General features: G+C 53.0%; 16 protein-coding genes. 2 read left to right on the top strand and 14 right to left on the bottom strand.

Annotation, left to right across the window (positions count from 1 at the left end; translation table 11 throughout):
• Nucleotides 1-14: 14 nt before the first annotated feature.
• Entirely contained in the window at nt 15-1595 is a 1581-nt protein-coding gene (gene asnB / locus I2G69_RS03890; RefSeq protein ID WP_191362557.1) for an asparagine synthase B, read from the bottom strand.
• 250 nt (nt 1596-1845) lie between these two features.
• Nucleotides 1846-3942, bottom strand: a complete 2097-nt coding sequence (locus I2G69_RS03895) for a glutamine synthetase III family protein (protein WP_191405393.1) — start codon at nt 3940-3942, stop codon at nt 1846-1848.
• Nucleotides 3943-4647: 705 nt separating this feature from the next.
• Here I2G69_RS03895 and I2G69_RS03900 point away from each other — a divergent pair.
• Together I2G69_RS03900 and I2G69_RS03905 are read left to right on the top strand one after the other, a co-directional pair.
• Nucleotides 4648-5835, top strand: a complete 1188-nt coding sequence (locus I2G69_RS03900) for a glutamine synthetase family protein (protein ID WP_442858882.1) — start codon at nt 4648-4650, stop codon at nt 5833-5835.
• 45 nt (nt 5836-5880) lie between these two features.
• Nucleotides 5881-6474: an ANTAR domain-containing response regulator gene (locus tag I2G69_RS03905; protein ID WP_087232005.1), complete on the top strand. Its 594-nt coding sequence runs from the start codon at nt 5881-5883 to the stop codon at nt 6472-6474.
• Between the two features lie 127 nt (nt 6475-6601).
• On the opposite strand, the gene I2G69_RS03910 is transcribed toward I2G69_RS03905, so the two are convergent.
• From I2G69_RS03910 to rsgA, 12 genes are all read right to left on the bottom strand, one after another.
• Entirely contained in the window at nt 6602-8446 is a 1845-nt protein-coding gene (locus I2G69_RS03910; RefSeq protein WP_195560249.1) for an ABC transporter ATP-binding protein, read from the bottom strand.
• Entirely contained in the window at nt 8421-10175 is a 1755-nt protein-coding gene (locus tag I2G69_RS03915; RefSeq protein WP_191448442.1) for an ABC transporter ATP-binding protein, read from the bottom strand. The genes I2G69_RS03910 and I2G69_RS03915 overlap by 26 nt, the downstream gene beginning before the upstream one ends.
• Complete coding sequence (locus tag I2G69_RS03920) at nt 10163-10606, bottom strand: MarR family winged helix-turn-helix transcriptional regulator (protein WP_191362542.1); 444 nt, start codon at nt 10604-10606, stop codon at nt 10163-10165. Before I2G69_RS03920 ends, I2G69_RS03915 begins: the two co-directional genes overlap by 13 nt.
• 294 nt (nt 10607-10900) lie before the next feature.
• The gene (locus tag I2G69_RS03925; RefSeq protein WP_191362543.1) at nt 10901-11539 is read right to left on the bottom strand and encodes a site-2 protease family protein; all 639 of its coding nucleotides are present in this window, start codon (nt 11537-11539) and stop codon (nt 10901-10903) included.
• Nucleotides 11536-11916 (bottom strand): hypothetical protein, encoded by a 381-nt coding sequence (locus I2G69_RS03930; RefSeq protein ID WP_191362544.1) that lies wholly within the window; start codon nt 11914-11916, stop codon nt 11536-11538. The genes I2G69_RS03925 and I2G69_RS03930 overlap by 4 nt, the downstream gene beginning before the upstream one ends.
• A 206-nt stretch (nt 11917-12122) precedes the next feature.
• The gene (gene gltA, locus I2G69_RS03935) at nt 12123-13517 is read right to left on the bottom strand and encodes an NADPH-dependent glutamate synthase (protein ID WP_087231987.1); all 1395 of its coding nucleotides are present in this window, start codon (nt 13515-13517) and stop codon (nt 12123-12125) included.
• On the bottom strand, nt 13510-14358 hold the full coding sequence (locus I2G69_RS03940; RefSeq protein ID WP_087231984.1) for a sulfide/dihydroorotate dehydrogenase-like FAD/NAD-binding protein: 849 nt from the start codon (nt 14356-14358) through the stop codon (nt 13510-13512). Before I2G69_RS03940 ends, gltA begins: the two co-directional genes overlap by 8 nt.
• 266 nt (nt 14359-14624) lie before the next feature.
• Nucleotides 14625-16103, bottom strand: coding sequence for a stage IV sporulation protein A (gene spoIVA / locus I2G69_RS03945; protein WP_087231981.1), 1479 nt, complete (start codon nt 16101-16103; stop codon nt 14625-14627).
• Between the two features lie 57 nt (nt 16104-16160).
• On the bottom strand, nt 16161-17699 hold the full coding sequence (locus tag I2G69_RS03950) for a DUF3794 and LysM peptidoglycan-binding domain-containing protein (protein ID WP_195560250.1): 1539 nt from the start codon (nt 17697-17699) through the stop codon (nt 16161-16163).
• A 184-nt stretch (nt 17700-17883) separates the two neighbouring features.
• Nucleotides 17884-17964, bottom strand: coding sequence for a stage V sporulation protein SpoVM (gene spoVM / locus I2G69_RS14510; protein WP_140400337.1), 81 nt, complete (start codon nt 17962-17964; stop codon nt 17884-17886).
• A gap of 458 nt (nt 17965-18422) precedes the next feature.
• Nucleotides 18423-19067, bottom strand: a complete 645-nt coding sequence (locus I2G69_RS03960; RefSeq protein WP_243254806.1) for a thiamine diphosphokinase — start codon at nt 19065-19067, stop codon at nt 18423-18425.
• Nucleotides 19052-19942 (bottom strand): ribosome small subunit-dependent GTPase A, encoded by an 891-nt coding sequence (gene rsgA / locus I2G69_RS03965; RefSeq protein WP_243254811.1) that lies wholly within the window; start codon nt 19940-19942, stop codon nt 19052-19054. The genes I2G69_RS03960 and rsgA overlap by 16 nt, the downstream gene beginning before the upstream one ends.
• Between the last annotated feature and the right edge of the window lie 2 nt (nt 19943-19944).

A 19944-nucleotide genomic window follows, 5' to 3' on the forward strand; every position in this document is an offset into this window, starting at 1 on the left:
AACCCCCGTTCCGTTTATTTGCCGCTGTCTCCATAGTTGGCCAAGACCCGCGCGGACGGGTCCTGGACGTCGCATCCTTCCCAGTCTTTGTTCGGCATCCAGAAGTCCGAAATCATCTCTGCCTGTCCTGGGTAATACTGTTCAAACAAATCCCGATATAGCAGGGATTCCTTTGTAAACGGTGTGGCAAAGGCGTATTTTTTGCAGCCGGCTTCAAATTCTTCGTCGCTGTATTGTTCCTCAGCATATGCCTTCAAATCGTCCACCATGGAATGACCCACTGCGTCCGAGAAGGCCGCCTTTTCCCTCATCAAAATATCGTGGGGCAAATAGTCCCCCTCAAAGGCATGGCGCAGCAGATATTTTCCCTTTCCATATGTGTTCAGCTTCTTCGCCGGATCGACGCTCATCACATACTCCACAAAGGCCAGATCCCCAAACGGGACCCGCGCTTCCAGGGAATTGACGGAAATACAGCGGTCCGCGCGCAGCACGTCGTACATATAGAGTTCCCGGACACGCTTTTCCGATTCCTTTTGGAACGCTTGGGCGTCCGGAGCAAAATCCGTATATTTATAGCCGAACAGCTCGTCGGAAATCTCGCCGGTCAGCAGTACGCGGATGTCGGTCTTTTCATGCACATACTTGCACACCAAGTACATACCGATACTCGCGCGTATGGTGGTGATGTCGTAGGTCCCCAGAAGGGCCACAACCTTTGGAAGGGCCTCCAAAACATCCTCTTTGGTGATGATCACTTCATGGTGATGGGAACCGATATACTCGGCGACCTCCCTCGCGTACTTGAGGTCAATCGCGTCCGTGTCCATGCCGATCGCAAAGGTCTCGATGGGCTTCTTCAGAAGTTTTGCCGCCACAGAACAGACCAAAGAGGAATCCAATCCGCCGCTGAGTAGGAAACCCAGCGGCACGTCGGAATCCAGCCGCTTTTCGATCCCAGCAACCAATTTCTCGCGGATCTTCCGGCAGACAGTTTCCAAATCGTCCTCGCAGACTGTCTCCACCGTTGTCATATCGCGGTAACAGACAAAATTTTCCCCGTCGTAATAATGCCCCGGCGGGAACGGAATGATCTTTTTGCAGAGGCCCACCAGGTTTTTCGCCTCGCTCGCAAAGAGCATATCCCCGTTTTCATCTTTTCCATAGAAAAGTGGCCGGATGCCGATGGGGTCGCGCGCCGCAATAAATTTATCGCGCCTGTGGTCATACAGCACCAGGGCAAACTCTGCATCCAACATGCGGAACATATCCACCCCGTATTCCCGGTAAAGGGGTAGCAGAATCTCGCAGTCTGACTCGCTGTAAAACCGATATCCCTTTTGTTTTAACTGTTCTTTTACCGGCCGGAAGCCATAGATTTCCCCATTGCAGATCAGGTAATCCCCGTCCAAGGAAAAGGGCTGCATCCCTTCCGGCTGGAGGCCCATAATCGCCAAGCGATGGAACCCAAACAATCCGTTGCCTATATGGATAATACGGGCGTCATCCGGCCCCCTTGAGATGGTCCTATCAAACCCTTTCTGAAACGTTTCCAGCGGCATACTCTTACCGCAATACCCCATAATGGAACACATATCCATTTCCTCCTTATTTGATGCGTAAGCGCAGATTTCTCCGAAGAACCTTTGGAGCAATCTACGCTTACCGCGGGACCGTCTATTGAATAGCCGCCCAATTGTAACGTTGTGTTTCTCTTTCAGCCGCTTTGTACAAATCCACAAAACAGCTTTGTTTCTTCCTCTGTGCGGGTCCCTTATATTGTAAAAAGCACCTTCCGACCCCATTCTGCGTAGGTTCGCTTTCCCGCATCATCCACTGATATGGTCAACGAACGCCAAAGAGCAGATCGCCATAATTCGGGTACGGATAGAATTTCCGGTCCATCACGCCTTCGATCTCGTCCGCCACAATGCGCAGTTCGTTCATCGCACCAAAGACCTCCGTGCGGTAATATTGCGCCTTTGCCAGCTCGTCACATTCCATATGCGTCAGCTTCATCAGAACCTCTTCCAGATCCTTGGCCCTCTGGTACATGCTGCCACACAGACCGGAGATCATCCGGATCCGTTCTTCTTCATAACTGCAATCTGCATCCGGTACCGCTGCCTTTTTCGCTACAACCGTCTCGCTCAGCTGCTTTGTATAAGCCGAGTACGCGGGAAGCAAATCCTTATTGGCCATGTCGAGCATGGTCACCGCTTCAATGTTGAGAATTTTGCTGTAGTTCTCCAGCAAAATCTCATACCGCGCCCGAATCTCCGTTTCGGTGAACACCTTGTGCGTTTTAAAGAGCTGGATGTTCTTTTCTTTGACGAAGTATGGCAGGCAATCCGGCGTCGTCTTTAGGTTCAGCAGGCCGCGTCTTTCCGCCTCGGCGATCCACTGGTCGTCGTAGCCGTTGCCGTTAAAGATGATGCGCTTATGCGCCTTGATGGTGTCGCGGATCAAATCGTGTAATGTTTCGTTGAAATCCTCGCTCTGTTCCAAAACATCGGCAAACTGCCGCAGGCTTTCTGCAACCGCAGTATTAAGCACAATGTTGGCCCCGGAAATGGAGTCGCTGGAACCGAGCATACGGAACTCAAATTTGTTGCCAGTGAAGGCGAACGGGGAGGTGCGGTTCCGGTCCGTCGCATCTTTTGGGAAGCGCGGCAGGATATGTACGCCCACCTTCCAAAGTTCTTTTTCTTTCGTGCCATATTGTTCATCCTTTTCGATGGAATCGAGAATCTCGGTCAATTCCGTTCCAAGGAACATGGATACAATTGCCGGCGGCGCTTCATTGGCGCCCAAGCGGTGGTCGTTTCCTGCGGAGGCCACCGAAATGCGGAGCAAGTCTTGATAATCGTCCACCGCCTTGATGACCGCACATAGGAACAACAGGAACTGCGCGTTTTCATGCGGCGTATCCCCCGGATCGAGCAGGTTCTTTCCAGTGTTGGTGGAGATCGACCAGTTGTTGTGCTTTCCGGAGCCATTGACCCCTGCAAAAGGCTTTTCATGGAGCAGGCAGACAAGGTTGTGCCGTTTGGCAATCCGCTGCATCAGTTCCATGGTCAACTGGTTGTGGTCCGTAGCGATATTGGTCGTGGTGAAGATCGGCGCCAACTCGTGCTGCGCGGGCGCAACCTCGTTGTGCTCGGTCTTGGCCAGAACACCGAGCTTCCAAAGCTCTTCGTTCAGGTCTTCCATAAACTCAGCCACCCTGGTTTTGATGGTGCCAAAATAGTGGTCGTCCAGTTCCTGTCCCTTTGGCGGCTTCGCCCCAAAGAGCGTTCTTCCGGTATAAATCAAATCCGGCCGTTTATCAAACATTTCCCGCTCAACCAGGAAGTACTCCTGTTCCGGCCCGACCGTCGTTTTGACCGAGGTCACATCGCCGTCACCGAAGAGCTTCAACACCCGCACCGCCTGTTTGCTGATGGCCTCCATGGAGCGGAGCAAAGGCGTCTTTTTATCCAAGGCTTCCCCTCCGTAGGAGCAGAACGCCGTAGGAATACAAAGCGTCTTCCCCTTGATAAATGCATAGGAAGTGGGGTCCCAAGCGGTGTAGCCCCTCGCTTCAAAGGTTGCACGCAGGCCGCCGGATGGGAACGAGGAGGCGTCCGGCTCACCTTGGATCAGCTCCTTGCCGGAAAATTCCAAAATGACGCGCCCATCTTCGATTGGGGTGATAAAACTGTCATGCTTTTCTGCGGTGATTCCCGTCATCGGCTGGAACCAATGGGTAAAGTGGGTTGCCCCTTTTTCAATCGCCCAGTCCTTCATCGCATTCGCAACCACATTGGCAACTGTATTGTCCAGATGTTTCCCCTGCTTAATGGTGCGCTGCAGCTGCTTATACGTCTCGTTGGGCAAACGTTCCCTCATAACAGAATCGCTGAAAACGTTCGTTCCAAAAACGCTTGTGATTGTGTTCATAACAATACCCCTTTTCATAGAAAATAAATAAAACGGCAAAGGCGTCGTAGAAACATTCTTTCTACGACGCCTTTGCCGTTTTTCGGAACAAAATCGAAAAAGTTTTCCTCCATCTGTCTTCCATTTACAGAGGAACAAAGCTTCTTTTATAACCCAGCCTTTTCACGGGCCGAGCGTCTTTGCCTGCGACGTCATCGCCGCTTGCTTGTCTGTACAGCAGTATACGAGCAAATCAATCCTTTGTCAAGCCCTTTTTTAAATTTTTTGCAATTACAATCAATGTAAATTTCATTTTCTAAAAATTTCCCAAAAAGTGGATTTCTCGTATGATGTGGATTTCCCTAGGTTTTAACTATTTTTTATTTTGATTTCTCAAAGCTTGAAACAGTTTTATGAAGGAAGTTATTATAAAATTTCATATTGCCTAGGAAAGCTCCGGAAAACTGTACAAATTTTTTCTTCGTCCGGGTTCAGATTTTTCGTTGACAAATCTAGTTGTTCATACTATGATTATTAATAAATTGTGAATATAAACATTCAATATGGGCAATGGCGTTCATAGTATCGAAGGAGGATGATTTCCTCATTTTGGGATATCTATGGACGTTTTTCTTTAAGGCCGCTTTTTCGCCTGTTAAAGGGATAAACCCGGCCAAAGCACCCCATCATATCCCGGCGTAACGCCGCCAAAAGGAGTGAATCGTTGTGTATCGCTACGATGAAGTGATGACTTATTGTCAGGAAGAAGATGTAAAATTTATCCGCCTGGCCTTCTGCGATTTAGCCGGAAATCAAAAAAATATTGCCATTATGCCTACCGAACTCGGACGGGCTTTTGAATATGGGATTTCCTTTGACGCTTCCGCGATCCAAGGCTTTGGCGACGAAACCAAATCCGACCTATTCCTTTTCCCCGACCCTTCTACGCTTTCTGTATTGCCTTGGCGCCCCACGCAAGGCCGGGTTGTGCGGATGTTTTGTGAGATTCAAAATCCCGATGGCACCCCCTTCCAACGGGACAGCCGGTTCCTTCTGAAAAAGGCCATTGCACGGGCTAAAAAGATGGATGTTGCCTGTTACTTTGGGGCGGAATTCGAATTTTATCTGTTCCAAACCGACGAAAATGGATTCCCCACAAAGACGCCATTTGACCACGCCGGATATATGGATATCGCCCCAGAGGACCGGGGGGAAAACGTCCGCCGCGACATCTGCTTGACATTGAGCGATATGGGGATCCGGCCGGAGGGCTCCCACCACGAAGAGGGGCCGGGACAGAACGAGATCGACTTCCGATACAGCGATGCCCTCTCTGCCGCGGATAACGCTGTGACATTTAAATCCGTCGCCCAGAACATCGCCATGCAGAACGGGCTTTATGCCTGCTTCTCCCCTAAGCCTTTAAGTGGGCAGTGCGGGAACGGCCTACATATCAATATCTCGATCAAAAGCCCTGGCGGGCAAAAGGACACGGATGCCTTTATCGCAGGGATTCTCAGCCACATCCGTGAGATCACCGCCTTTTTGAACCCCACCCAAGAATCCTATCTTCGCTTGGGAGAACAGAAAGCGCCGCGATATTTGACGTGGTCCTCGGAAAACCGCTCCCAGCTTATCCGCATCCCTGCTGCGAGGGGGGAATACAAGCGGTTTGAACTGCGTTCTCCTGATCCGACGGCCAATCCATACCTCGCCTATGCCCTGCTGATCTACGCGGGGTTGGACGGTATCCGGAAGCAAATGCCGTTGTGCGCGCCTTTGGACGTCAATCTTTTTACAGCGGACCGTTCGGTCACGGACCCCCTAGAGACTCTTCCTGCCACTTTGGAGGAGGCTCTTTTGTTGGCCCATCAAAGCGAGCTCATTCGGGAATTTATTCCAGAAATCTTATAATCTGCAATTTATTCCTAGGACTGTCTAAGAGAGGAGTGAATCCACATGATGCAACCAAAAAGGCCGTGTAGTGTCCTGGTGGTATCCTCTGGGCAAAAGACAGGTGCGCTTTTCAAGGACTTGTTGCCAGCAAGCAACTTTTCCCCGATTCGATCTGCGCCTACCGTTGGCGAAGCCAAGCGGATGTTGGTGGACAGGCCTTTCGATATCCTGATTATCAACACCCCTCTATCCGACGATTTCGGCATCCAGTTTGCCATTGATGCCGCAGAAACACAGGGGCCGGGTATTCTCCTATTTGTCCGCGCGGACCTGCAAGATCCGATCAGCCAAAAGGTGGAGGATTACGGCATTTTGACGTTGCCCAAGCCGGTCAACCGCCAAGTCGTATACCAGTCTGTAAAGCTGCTTTTTGCAACCCGGCAAAGGCTCCGGGCCCTGGAAGAAAAGGCCACTTCCCTGCAAAGCAAGATGGAGGAGATCCGGCTAGTTAACCGCGCAAAGCTCCTGCTGATGGAGCATTTGAAGATGAGTGAGGCGGAGGCACACCGGCACATCGAAAAAGCCGCCATGGACGCTTGCGTCAAGCGCCGAAACATTGCGGAACAAATTATTCGAACCTATGAAAGTAGCGTGTAATCGTATGCGTTGTAGCACGGCACTTTCTAATGGTTATAAAAATGCATTTACATTGTAAAAGACCAGGCTGGAATTCAGCCTGGTCTTTTTGTCACATCACAAGAGCCTTTATAACATAACTCGCGTCTCAGCTCAATTCAAACATGCCATTGTAGAGCTGATAATATCTTCCCTTCTGTGCAAGCAGGTCTTTGTGGTCACCGCGCTCCACAATCTCGCCGTGCTCCAGGACCATAATGGCATTCGCATTGCGCACCGTACTCAGGCGGTGGGCAATGACAAAGACGGTACGCCCCTCCATCAGTTGGTCCATCCCCTTCTCAATCAAGGATTCCGTGCGTGTGTCGATGGACGACGTCGCCTCGTCGAGAATCAAAACAGGTGGATCGGCCACAGCAGCCCGGGCGATGGCCAAGAGCTGGCGCTGCCCTTGGGAGAGGTTGGCGCCGTCCGCCGTCACCATTGTCTGGTATCCCTGTGGAAGCCTTCGAATAAAGGAATCTGCATTGGCGATGCGGGCCGCTTTTTTGATTTCTTCGTCGGTTGCATCCAGCTTGCCGAAGCGGATATTGTCCGCAATGGTGCCGGTAAACAGGTGGGTATCTTGGAGGACGATCCCCAAGGAGCGCCGGAGGGCGTCTTTTTTGATGTCCTTGACATCGATCCCGTCATAGGTGACGCTGCCGCCCTGCACATCATAGAAGCGGTTAATCAGGTTGGTAATGGTGGTCTTCCCTGCGCCAGTCGACCCTACAAAGGCAATCTTTTGCCCCGGCTTTGCATAGAGGGTGATATTTTTAAGGATCGGATGATTGGATTCATACGCAAAATCCACATTCTGAAAACGGACGTCGCCCCGCAGAGGAACCAATGCGCCATCTTCTTTGCGCCAAGCCCAATGGCCGGTCTTTTTTTGGCATGGAATCCATGTCCCATCCTTTTCTTCCACATTGACCAGATCGACCTTTCCCTCGTCGACCTCCGGTTTTAAGTGCATGGCATCAAAGACCCGTTCTGCGCCTGCCAGAGCAGCCAACAAGAAATTGCTCTGCTGGGTAAACTGGTTAATCGGCAGCGCAGCCTGCCGGACAAATACCAAGTAGCTGGCCAGGCTGCCGACGTCGGTCATTCCCTGCAGCGCCATAATTCCGCCCAGAACCGCTACGATCGCATAATTGATATAGGATATGCTGACGACGGCGGGAACCATTGTCGCTGCATAGCTCTGTGCCCCGGTCCCTGCCTTACGCAGAGCTTCATTTTTTTCCTGAAAGCCCTTTAGATTGGCGTCCTCATGGTTGAATACCTTGATGACTTTTTGTCCGTTTACCATCTCTTCAATGTAGCCATCCAAATCCCCTAAGCTTTCCTGCTGGCGTGTGTAGTACGTTTTGCTGCGTTTGCCGCTGAACTGGATGTACCAGAACATCACGGCATAGCACACAACCACGATCATCGAAAGCTGCCAATTGAGGATGAACAGGATGACCAGCGTGCCCACCATCTGAATGAAGCTCTGTATCGCCATTGCAAAGCTGTTGTTCAGGGCGTCGGAAATCGCATCGACGTCGTTGGTAAAATAGCTCATCACGTCGCCGTGCCGCTGGGTATCAAAGAACTTGAGGGGCAATGTCTGCAAATGGGCGAACAGGTCCCGGCGAATATCGTAGAGCACCTGCTGGGCCGCTTTTACCATGGCCTGTGTATAGCCGTACGCGGACAATGCCCCCACTCCATAGATCGCGGCCGTGAGCAGCACGCCCATGAGCAAATCCCTTACATTCCCGGATGCCAGATTGTTGACCACCGGCCGGATCATATACGTCCCCAGCAGATTGGCCACGGCGCTGATGGTCACCAGAATCGCCACCAGCAGCAGGATGAATTTGTGACGCCCCATGTAGGACAGCAGCATGCGCAGGGTATAGCGCAAATCTTGAGGCTTTTTAGCATTGAGCTGCCGTGCTGCCATATTCATCCCCTCCTTTCATCTGAGACCGGTAAATCTCCTGGTAAATTGGATCGCTCGCCAACAGCTCTTTATGCGTGCCGATAGCGTGTATCTTGCCGTCGTCCAGAATGACAATCTGGTCTGTGTGCATGACTGAGGTGATCCTCTGAGCGATGATAATTTTGGTTACATCAGAGAGTCCCGCCAATGCGGTGCGGATCTTTCCCTCTGTCGCCGTATCGACCGCACTGGTGGAATCATCAAAGATCATCACCTTAGGGCGTTTTAAGAGGGTTCGGGCAATGCAAAGGCGCTGTTTCTGTCCGCCGGAGATGTTGTTTGCCCCCTGTCCGAGGTCGGTATCCAACCCCCTGGGCATGCGCTCCAAAAATTCATCGGCACACGCCGTCCGGCAGGCGGCCCATAAGGTTTCGTCGTCGGCTTCCGGGTTGCCCCACTGCAAGTTCTCCCGCACGGTGCCGGAGAATAGGACATTCTTCTGTAAGATCATCCCCACGGCATCCCGCAGGGACTGGAGATCGTATTCCCGCACATCATGGCCGCCCACCTTGACGGACCCCTCCGTCGCATCATAAAGCCGCGGGATAAGCTGCACCAAGGTCGTCTTAGAAGAGCCTGTCCCTCCCAGAATTCCGATCGTTTGGCCGGCCTGAATATGCAATGTGACGCCGGAGAGCGCGTATTCCTGCGCGTCCTCATGGTATTTGAACGAGACATTCTCAAAATCGATGCGCCCGTCCAGAATCTCTTTTCTGGCGTTCTCCGGGGAGGTCAGCAGAACCGGTTCATCCAACACTTCGCTGATACGGTGCGCGCTGGCCAAGGAGCGCGTAAGCAGCAGAAACACATTGGCAATCATCATCAAAGAGTTCATAACCTGCATCACATAACTCAGGAACCCGGTGAGATCGCCCACCTGTAAAGTGGAATGCAAGATCATATTGCCGCCGAACCACATGATGAGGACAATGGCAGCATACATAACAAATTGGAATGCTGGCAGGTTTAAAACCGCATAGTGAAAGGTCGTCTGGCTGGAATCCATCAGATCCTGGTTGACATCCCGGAATTTTTCCTCCTCATATTCCCCGCGAACAAACGCTTTGACTGCGCGGATGGCTGTCAAACCCTCCTGTACGACGTTGTTCAGCCGGTCGACCACCTTTTGCAGGCGGCCATACATCGGTCCTACCTTTCGTAGGATAAAAAACAGGATAATCCCCAGAACCGGCGTACACACCACAAAGATCAGCGCCAGCCGTGGGCTCATCCAAAAGGACAGGGCCACGCCCATAATCAACATGGATGGGCCGCGGAACAGCGGACGGAATCCGCCGTTGATCGCATTTTGTAGAACGGTGACGTCCGTGGTCATGCGGGTCACAAGGGACGAGGTATCAAAATGGTCCAAATTTGCAAAGGAATATTTCTGCACCTGTTCATACTGTGCCGCGCGGATCTGCGCACCCCAACCATATGCGGCACGGGCAGCAAAACGGGCATATAGCAATCCGGTTATCAATGCCAAGATCGCGCAAATCCCCATCTGTATCCCCTTTGAAAAGATGTAGGGAATATCTCCATTTGCGACACCGACGTCGATGAGGTCGGCAATCAGCACCGGGATAAACAGTTCAAAACAGGTCTCCACAAAGATCAGCAGCGCGCCGATGAGCATGTCCTTCCGATAAGGCCCTAAATACTTCAGCAACCGCTTCATATCTTGCATAGCGGTTCCTCCTCTCTCTCCCGGAAGTTATGATACGCTCGAATGAGGTAATCGGCAAATTGCGCCCGCTCCTGGTCGGAAAACCCCTTGAGCATGATCTCTTCCATCTTCTGATAATTTCCCCGCCAAATTTTCGCCATGGCGTGTCCCTGTTCGGTGAGCTCCACCAAATCCTTGCGCCGGCTCTCTGGGTGGGCCTTCCGTGTTACAAACCCGCTTTTCTCCAGTGCACACAGCATCCGTGACACAGCGGCAGGGTCAATTTCAAAATATTCCGCCAGTTCCCGCTGGCTGCATGGCCCCTGCCGTTCCAGATGGACCAGGAGCTTCGGTTGGCCTGTTCCCAACCCGGATTCCCCCAGAAAGGACCGCAGATATCCCCGCTGGGCATGAAACGCACGATGCAGCAGCATATAAAACGTGTTTTCCATTCCCTTCACCTCGCCACAATAATTGATATATCAATAATTGACATATCAATTATAATCACATCAATTTGATTGTCAATGTGTGAATTGCTCAATTCATTTGTGAACCTCTGTATTATTTTTATCAGATTCTTCCGTGTAAAGCCACAGAGCTGAGGTTAAGGAATTTCTTGCTTTACGCAAAAATGCCGCCCTCCCCCGTATTGTGGAGTCGGGCGGCGTGAGAAATGGGATCGACCGCTTGAAAGTGGACCACTTATATGGAACGAATCCAAGCGTTACGAGACATTTTTCTCTTCACCTACATGGAAACGTTTTTTCTCTGGGAAACGCTCTTTCACTCCCGAACCGGCGACGCTTGAGCAGGAGCAGCAGCATCAAATAGCATCCAACCAGCAAAAGCGAAAAATTGTACCTGGAACGCAGTAAAAGCAGGAATCCTGCGATGGCCAACGGCAGCAATGCCAAAACGGAGACCGCTGTTCCCACACGCGCCGCCGTCTCCTCCCGTAGGCGCAGGCAAAGCAATGCGTGCAGGGCCTGGCCGCCGTCGAGTGGATCGATTGGCAGAAGGTTCATCGCCCCGATCATGAGATTGGCGATGGCAAACTTTTTTGCGCCAGTCCCAAGGAGCAACATGCAGGTTCCTCCCACAAGCAGGTTGACACAGGGCCCGGCCAGGTCCACTGCTGCCTCCCGCAGATAGCCGCGTGGTTCCCCTCTCCGTACAATTTCCACGCCAAAGGGATTCAACCGGATGGCCTTGGGAGGTTCGCCAACCGCAAAAAGCACCGCTAAATGGCCGCATTCATGCAAAGCTGCGGCCGCAATGCCCGGCCCGGCCATCCCATCGGTGTCCAGCAATAAGAAAAAGGCCAGCATTGCCACAAAGAGGAATCCCACTGTCACGCGGCAGGTTCCGATGGAAAACGTCATGAGCTCTCCGTTCCGGAGGCACTGCTCTCCGGCTCCGACGATTCCGGGGCGGAAGAAGCCCTCGGAAATAGCTCCAACACCTTGGTTTTAAATGAATCGGCCTGTTCTTCCGCAACAATGGAATTATTGATCTGTTTGACATACCAATCCCGTATATTGGTGTAGAGATCCCCGCCAAACACCTTGAGCGCCAACGCAGCTACAATCACCACTCCGCATACGGTCACCTGTATGACGGTTAAAAGCCAGGAACTGGCGCGCTTTGCTTTCTTGTGCGACAGCCCTTCCAAGGAATCGTAAAGTCCCGGTTCGGAAGGTATTTGCCTCGCATCCTGCGTGTCTCTTTGATATTCTTCCTCATAATCGAATCCGTTCATTCTTCCATCCCCCTGTTTTTGATTGCCTGTACACTATATGCACACGTGGGGCAAAAAAGAACGTGTTCCCGTTGCGCCATCGTAGCCATAGGAAACAATGGGAATGCTCCATCTGCACAATGGAGATTTTCCGTCACGCCAAAAACGCCGGTTCGGAAGGTTCTCCGAACCGGCGCAACCGATCCCGATTTCTATAGAAACCGGAATTATTTTGCTTTATTCTGGATGTATTTGTCTATGGAGGCAGCTGCTTCTTTTCCACCGCCCATCGCCAAAATAACCGTCGCTGCGCCGCTCACCGCGTCGCCCGCTGCATAAACGCCCTCGCGGGTTGTCGCCATAGTCGCCTCGTCCACAATGATGCAGCCCTTCTGATTGGCCTCCAACCCCTCGGTCGTGGAACGGATCAAGGGGTTCGGGCTGTTGCCGATGGCCATAATGACACAGTCCACGGGAAGCTCGAAGTTCGAGCCCTCCTTCGGAACAGGTCTGCGGCGTCCAGAGGCATCCGGCTCACCGAGCTCCATCTCAATGCACTCGATGGCGCGCACTTTGCCGTCGTCGTCTCCGTGAATCGCTACCGGGTTGCACAGCAGGCGGAAAATAATGCCCTCTTCTTTCGCGTGGTGGATCTCTTCGTTTCTCGCAGGCATCTGTTCCTCAGCGCGGCGGTACACAATGTACACATTCTCCGCTCCTAGGCGTTTTGCCGTGCGCGCGGCGTCCATCGCCACGTTGCCGCCGCCGACGACCGCCACATTCTTCGGACGGATGATCGGGGTGTCGTACTCGGGCTTATATGCCTTCATCAGGTTTACACGGGTGAGGAATTCGTTGGCGGAATACGTCCCCACCAAGCTCTCCCCGGGGATATTCATAAAGTTCGGCAGGCCAGCGCCCGTGCCGATAAAGACCGCTTCATAACCCATCTCAAAGAGCTCGTCTACGGAGAGGACCTTTCCCATCACCATGTCGGTCATGATCTCTACACCGCGCTCCTCCAGGCCGGAAATCTCCTTCTGGACGATCTCCTTGGGCAGACGGAACTGCGGGATGCCATACATCAACACGCCGCCCGCGGTGTGCAGCGCTTCAAAAATGGTCACTTGATAGCCCTTCGCGCTCAAGTCGCCCGCACAGGTCAGACCAGCCGGGCCAGCGCCGATGACCGCAACTTTGTGCCCGTTTGAAGGGACCTTTTCCACTTTCTCCTCGCCGTGCTTCATATGCCAGTCCGCGACATAGCGCTCCAGCCGGCCAATGCCCACCGGTTCGCCCTTGATGCCGCGCACACAGTTGTGCTCGCACTGCGTTTCCTGCGGGCAAACGCGGCCGCAGATGGCGGGCAGGGAATTCATCGTCTTAATAGTCTGGTAGGCTTCTTCCATCTCCCCTTTGGCCACATGCGAGATAAATTCCGGGATCGGCACCCCTACGGGGCAACCGTTTACACAGGGTTTATGTTTGCAATTGAGGCAGCGCTGCGCTTCTTCCATGGCCATCTCATCGGTATATCCCAGCGCAACCTCTTCAAAATTTTTATTCCGAACATCCGGTGCCTGTTCCGGCATCGGCGTCTTTTTTGGCGTCATATTAGGCATGTTCTGCACCCTCCATCAAACGGCAATTGAATTCGCGTGTTGCTTCTTTTTCCTGTTCGCTGTATGTACGCAGGCGCTTCATGGCCTCGTCGAAATCGACCTCATGGCCATTGAAGTCCGGCCCGTCCACACAGGCAAACTTGGTTTCTCCGCCCACGGTCAAACGGCAGCCGCCGCACATGCCGGTGCCGTCGATCATGATCGGGTTCATGCTGATCATGGTCTCGATGTTGTGTTCCTTTGTCAGGTTGCACACAGCACGCATCATCGGCAGTGGGCCAATGGCGACCACAAAATCATACCCTGCGCCGTTTTTAATGTTCTCTTCCAGAGCGGCGGTTACAAACCCTTTATGGCCGTTGGAACCGTCGTCCGTCATCAGGTAGAGGTGGTCGGACACTTCGCGCATCTCGTCCTCCAAAATGATGAGGTCTTTGTTGCGGAAGCCCGCAATGACATCCACCTGGACGCCCATGTTATGCAAGGCTTTTGCCTGGGGATAGGCAATGGCACAGCCTGCGCCGCCGCCCACGACCGCCACTTTCTTATGGCCTTCCAGCTCGGAGGCTTTTCCCAAAGGCCCGATAAAATCGAGAAGCGCGTCGCCTACTTCCAGCGTATCCAGCAGCAAAGTGGTCTTGCCGACCTTTTGATAGATAATGGTGACCGTGCCTTTTTCGCGGTCATAGTCTGCAATGGTCAGCGGAATCCGCTCTCCATACTCGTTTACGCGCAAAATGATGAACTGGCCCGCCTGCGCCTTCTTCGCGATAAACGGTGCGTCTACCGCCATCAACGTCATGGAGTCGTTCAGTCTGCGCTTTTCCACAATCGTAAACATGATACTTCCCTACTTCCTATATAAAGCGATAAATTTATAGCCATATGCACCATTATATCGAATATGTCGTCCTTTTTCAAGATTTTTTGCGTGAAAGTGCAAAATTGCCCGTAAAAATTCAGTCGTTAAATGGAAAATTCGAGTAATTCCCTCTTTCCAGGGAAGCTTTCCCCCACTTCCTGAAAAAGATAACCGCCGCAGAAGGCGGAGCAGCGTACGCTTTCTTACCTTCTGCGGCGGTCCCCGGTTCAGTCTGCGCGGCATTTTTAAAGAATAATACAGATCAGCCCATTGCAGCCTTCATTGATGATCCGCTCGATGGTCTCCCGCACTTTGTCGCGCGCATCCACCGGCATCCGGTAGAGCTTGTTGTGCAGGCCCTCATTGACCAGCTCGTGCAGGCTCTTGCCAAAGATATTCGATTCCCAAATCTTCCCTGGATTCTCCTGGAACTCCTTGAGTAAGTACATGACCAACTCCTGCGATTGCTGCTCGGAACCGACAATCGGTGTCACCTCGGTGGTGATGCGCGTCTTCATCATGTGGATGGACGGCGCGGCGGCCTTTAAGCGGATGCCATATTTGCCGCCTTGCTTGATAATCTCCGGTTCCTCCAAAGAGAGCTCCTCGATGCCCGGCATCACAATGCCGTAGCCGGTATTCTGCACCTCGTCGTAGGCATCCTTGATCTTGTCGTATTTTTTCTTCATCTCCGCGAAGCGCATCATACAGTCGAGCAGGGCGCCCTCGTCCTCGATGTCCAGGCCAGTCTTTTCGCCCAGCACCTTATAGAACAGATTCGCCTGCAATCCCACCGTGATGCGCGCATGCCCGGTCCCTAAATCCACCGTGGAGGTCTTTGCAAAGGCCACGTATTCGCAGGTGGTCACCTCCTTGACCACGCTCTCAATCTCGCGAATCCTGGTGATCTTCCCCGCTGCCTGCTGAATGGTGGTGTAGAGTGACGCGCGCAGCCAGTGTTCCTTCTCCAGGGAAGAAACCCAGTGCGGCATATCCACTTTGATCTCCTTCACAGGGAATTCAAAGAGGATCTTTGAAAGGATAGTGCGGATCTCCCCTTCCTCAAGCTCCAGGCAGTTGACCGGCAATACCGGCACCTCATATTTCTTCTGCATGGAATTGGCGAGCGATAGGGTCTCCTCCGCATTCGGATAGGTGCTGTTTAACAGCACGATGAACGGCTTATTGATCTCCTTGAGTTCGGAGATCACGCGTTCCTCAGCCTCTTCGTACTCTTCGCGCGGGATATCGCTGATACTGCCATCCGTCGTCACCACCAAACCGATGGTGGAATGCTCGGTGATGACCTTTTTGGTGCCGATTTCCGCCGCCATGTTGAACGGAATCGGTTCGTCGTACCATGGCGTCATCACCATGCGCGGCATATCGTTTTCCACATATCCCAATGCGCTCGGCACGATATACCCCACGCAGTCGATCATCCGCACGGCAAAGCTGGCGTTGCCCTCGATATTGACGGTGACCGCCTGCTCCGGCACGAATTTCGGCTCGGTGGTCATGATGGTGCGCCCCGCGGCCGACTGCGGCATCTCGTCGATGGCGCGGTCCCGGCGGTAGTTCCCATCTATGTTCGGGATGACGATGGTGTCCATGAAACGCTTGATAAAGGTGGACTTGCCGGTTCTGACCGGGCCGACAACCCCAATATAGATGTCCCCGTTGGTGCGTTCCGAAATATCATGGTAAATATTGCGTTCTTCCATTTTACCTCCCCCTCAGGCAGAGAATTTGTGGGTGTGCTCCGTTACGGAATCCGGCGGTCACATGGGGATCAGCAGCATCCCCCTGCTCTCCACGAACTCCCCGGTGAGATTGTTCTCCTGCCGGATGGCGTCCACAGAGGTACAGTACGCCCGCGCGATGTCCCACAGGCTCTCGCCTGGGTCTGCGTAATAGATGCTGAGCGCGGCAGAGGTGTCCCTTGCGCGCGGCCGGTCCTCGTCCGCGCGGATCTCCGAGATGATTTTCAAGCTGTTCTGGGTGATGACCTGGGCTTCAAGCCGCAGCTCTGCCTTGATCTCGATGCCATCCCCTGTGATGCGGTAGCTGATACCCGCCACATTGAGCCAGGAGATGCATTTGACCTCCTTTGGCTTTTCCGCGCCCCATGGATGTGCATATTCAAAATCGACCATGCGCTCGGTATAGAACGGGCGGTTCTCCTGGTTGGCCGCCAGAATGCAGACGTTAAATTTCCCTTTATAGACGATCTGGCCGTCCTGTTCCGCAGCAGTCACGGAGGAAAGCTCATTCCAGATGTCAAACACCTTGGAAATGCCGGTCCCTTCCAGAGAAATGCTGCTCTTCTGGATGGTCGAGTCGTTCAGAAGTTCCACCACCTGCTCCAAGGTCTTCTGCTGGTATCCGATCTCCAGCTCATAGGCCTTGGAATAGGCGTCCGTCACCACCGTAACCTCGGCTGGCTGATAGGCCACCGCTTCCGCATAGAGGCTCGCCTGCACATCGAAGAAGGTCTTGTCGCCGGAGCAGTCGTTTTTCACCTGAATGGTCAGTCCCGCTATATCGAGTTTCACTTCACAGAGGCAGTCGTCCGTAAATTCGCCTCCGTCCAGCATCTGGCTAAATGGGATGGCGTATTCCATGGTCTCCAGCATGCTCTCATCCAGGACGGACGAATACAAAATCTTCAGTGTAACCTCGCCCTTCACCATCAGCTTCCCGGCCACGGCTTTGCTGTCCTGTAGACTGGCAAAGGCGGTCGCACGCAGGATATTGTCCGCCCCTGGTTTGGAGGCCGGCAATTCCAGAACTTCCTCCAACGGGAATTGCTGCCCGCAGAATCCGGCCAAGCGGCTATAAGGCATCGTCTGGCGCTTCTGCTCGATCTCATCGCCCTCAATGCCGCACACCACTTCGCTGTCCGTACGCGCGATCACTTTGGCGCACACGGAGAACGCGCCGTGAATATCCAGCCGCCTGGGGCTGGTCGCGCGGCAGTTGATGTACTCCACGCGGGTGAACGAAAAGATGTGTGCGCTTTCGGCCGGTTGCTTGAGCGTGATCGCAGCAAAGAACGAACTGCTGTTCTCGCAGCAGCGCAACGTCGTCCCTCCCGCGTCCAGATAAAAGACTTTTACGTTGTACGTCCCTTCCAGCTCTACGCGGTCCCCGATGATGTTCCTCCCCGTGATGCGGGGATAAACTTGACATTTCAGGATCCTTTGTATGTCCGGGCAGTAATCCGGCAGGCTGATGTCCAGATCCACCGGCTGTTCCTGGCTCCCATCATAGAGCACTTCGCCGGCGGCTAGCGCCTCACGGTTAAGCATATAATCCATTCAGGCTCTCTCCTTTTCCTGTTTCTATCCCATAGGTATGAGGTTCCTGTCCATTTTATGCTTGCGCTTGAAGAAACCGGAGAAAAACCTGTGCAATCATACAGTACAGCGGCGAATCCATCTGTTATTTACAAGAAAAAAGCCAACGGGAACGCCTCCCATTGGCTTTTTCAAAGATTGCCTGTCACGCCTCTTTTTTGATGTGGAACATTTTGCGCAGAATGAAGCCCCAGAATTTTGAACCCTTCACAACAACGACTTTCATAGCGAAAACCTCCCAATTATGTTCCGCTCCGCAGGAGCGCGATTCCCAGTATCACCAGTATGACCGCCACCACAAACATGATCAGACCGACCGGGCAGAAGCAAGAGCAAACAAGGCCCAGGCCAAATGTGACGGCACATTGCCCTACTTGAGAGCAAACTGCACCTTTACAGCATTTCCCTCTGCACCGCATTTTCCATCGCCTCGTTTCCCTTATGTGTATCAGCGGCAATGCTTCTTTTGTTCCGCTGTAGTAACAGTATATACGCAGGGAACAGTCTTGGTTCCGGAAAAATACATAGGAACGGGCAAACCTGTTGGATGGCAATGGCACTGTGGTTATGGTTACACATTACTAGCGGCCTCTCGGGAAAAAATAAGCCCGCACACCGGCCAAATACGAAGGCCAATGTACGGGCGTTGCGCCATTTTTCTATGAATTCCATTCAATCTGTGATTTACGGCTGATATACAATTCCAAGCATTTCCCCCTGATGGACGGTCACCGCCGCTTGATCGGATAAAATCCGATTGCTGACACCGAGCGGAAAATCCGAACGCAGAGGCTTTCGCGTCAGTGGATACTGCATTCCTTCATAGCTGACCGTACAGTCCGGACAGCCAAACGGAAAAGCGGAAAACGTCGCCCCGCGCAATTGAAGAAGCGGCTCGGTTTGCCCCTCGCGCAGCAGGAAGATATAGGTCCCTTTCTCGGCAAGCACGGCCCGGCAGCCCTCATGCGCCAAAAATTGCAGCACACAGAGGTTGGCATAGGAGTGGTCAAACCGCTCCCCACCCAGCGCGCCCAACAGGATGTACTCCTGATAGCCGCGTTGCAAACCTTCCCGGACCGCGGCCAAAAGGTCCGTGTCGTCCTTCTCCGGCTTTAGCCGGATGGTCTCGATCCCGTCCGGAAGGCTTCCCTGCATGGAATCAAAATCTCCAATCAGCAGGTCCGGCTGAATGCCATACTTGCGCGCCGTGTCCATGCCGCCGTCCGCACAGATGAGAAAGGCATCCTTTGCGTGAAACCGGTCAAAGATTCCGCCGTCCTCCACAGGTGCGGAACCGAGGATGATGCAGCGCTTCATTTCATTTCCCATTCTTTAAGGTCCTTTACTTCGTTATACATCGCCACATAGCTGGCGTGGCGGGAGGGATGGATCTTCCCGTCCTCAACAGCCTGCAATACCGCGCATCCCTTTTCGCAGGTATGCGAACAGGAGGAAAATTTACATGCATTGCGATACGGTTCGAATTCGCGGAAACAGAACTGCAAATTTTCTTTGCGCACCAAATCGCACTGTTCCAAGGAAATGGACGAAAAACCGGGCGTGTCTGCCACATAGCTGCTGTCGTCCAGCTTCAAAAGTTCGACTTTGCGGGTGGTGTGCCGCCCTCTGCCGAGCTTTTGGCTGATCTCACCGGTTTCCAGTGCCAACCGGTTGTCAATGCGGTTGAGCAGGGAAGATTTTCCCACGCCGGAGTTGCCCGTGAACGCAGTGATCTTTCCCTTCAAAAGGGCCTTGACCGCCTCCACCCCTTCGTCCGTGACCGAAGAAACGGCAAAGAACGGGATGCCTGCTTTCTCATAGATCTCTCGCAGCCATTCGCCGCTCTGCAAATCCGTCTTAGAAACCACGACAACCGGTTCGATCCCTTTGTCCTCTGCGGCGGCGACCGCCTCGTCGATCAACAGGGGATTCGGGGAAGGATCGCACACAGAGGTGACGACGATCAACTGGTCGATATTGGCCACCGGCGGACGCGTGAGAAAATTCTTGCGCGGAAGGATCTCTTCAATGTATCCGGTGCCGTCCGCATCCAGGCGAATTTTCACCTGGTCGCCCACAAGGGGCGTGATCCTTTTTTTGCGGAACACGCCCCTCGCCTTACACGAATACAATTCTTTGTCCGTTTCCACATAGTAGAAACCGCCGATTCCCTTGATAATTCGTCCGTTTAACATCTCGTTCATAC

Origin of the sequence: Anaeromassilibacillus sp. D41t1_190614_C2 (assembly GCF_015558525.1) — a bacterium.
GTDB lineage: Bacteria > Bacillota > Clostridia > Oscillospirales > Acutalibacteraceae > Anaeromassilibacillus > Anaeromassilibacillus stercoravium.